This is a genomic window from Micrococcus sp. HMSC31B01, from assembly GCF_001816085.1.
Lineage (GTDB): Bacteria > Actinomycetota > Actinomycetes > Actinomycetales > Micrococcaceae > Micrococcus > Micrococcus luteus.
Window position 1 is genome coordinate 1 of record NZ_KV825463.1, and the last position, 833, is coordinate 833.

The 833-nt window shown below is 77.4% G+C and carries 1 protein-coding gene; it reads right to left on the reverse strand.

The annotated features are described in order from the left end of the window. Positions 1-229: 229 nt before the first annotated feature. Positions 230-833 (reverse strand): S16 family serine protease (locus HMPREF3105_RS13630; RefSeq protein WP_246830389.1); only part of this gene is annotated, 604 nt, incomplete at its 5' end.

Here is an 833-nt window from a genome sequence, read left to right on the forward strand (position 1 = left end):
CGCGGGGCGCCGCCGAAGGGGCCGAACGCCCCGAACGGGCCGGACTGTCCCCCGGCGGTCCCGCCGCCGTCACGGGGCGGGCCGCCGAACGGTCCGCCGCCTCCCTGTCCGAAGCTCACTGCTCTGTCCTCTTCCCTCCCGCGTCCGCGGGGCTCTGCTCCGGTCCGGGGCGCTGCGCCCCGGACATGTCGTCCGGTCTGGTGGTCTGGTGGTCCTGGTGTGCGTCGGCTCAGCCGCACGTCCGGGCGGCGGCCGGGCTCTCCCCCCGGGCCACCGCCTCGACGATGTCGCGGGCCTGGCCCAGCGTGTCCACGGGGTACACCGTCAGACCCTCGGGCACACGGCCGGCCAGCTCCTCGCAGTTCGCCGTGGGGGCGAGGAACGTCGTGGCCCCCGCCTCGGCGGCGCCGCGCACCTTCTGCGGGATCCCGCCGATGGGGCCCACGACGCCGTCCCCCGTGATCGTGCCTGTTCCGGCGATCGGGGCGCCCCCCGTCATCGCCCCCGGGGTGAGCCGCTCGATCACGGTGAGCGCGAACATCAGACCCGCCGAAGGTCCGCCGATGTCCGGCACGGTCAGCTCGACGTCCACCGGGACGTCGTAGGCGGACTCGATCAGGGCCCCCATCTGCCACGGCTGGGGTGCGCCCTCGGGGGCGGCCGCCACGGGCACCTCGAGGTCCTGCTCCACGCCGTCCCGGCGGACCGTCAGCGTGACCGGGTCGGGCCCCGCGGCCCCGACGGCGGCGCGCACGGCCTCCAGGTCGGCCACGGGCCGTCCCTCGGCGGCGATCACCTCGTCCCCGGCCCGCAGGACGCCCTCGGCGGGCCCG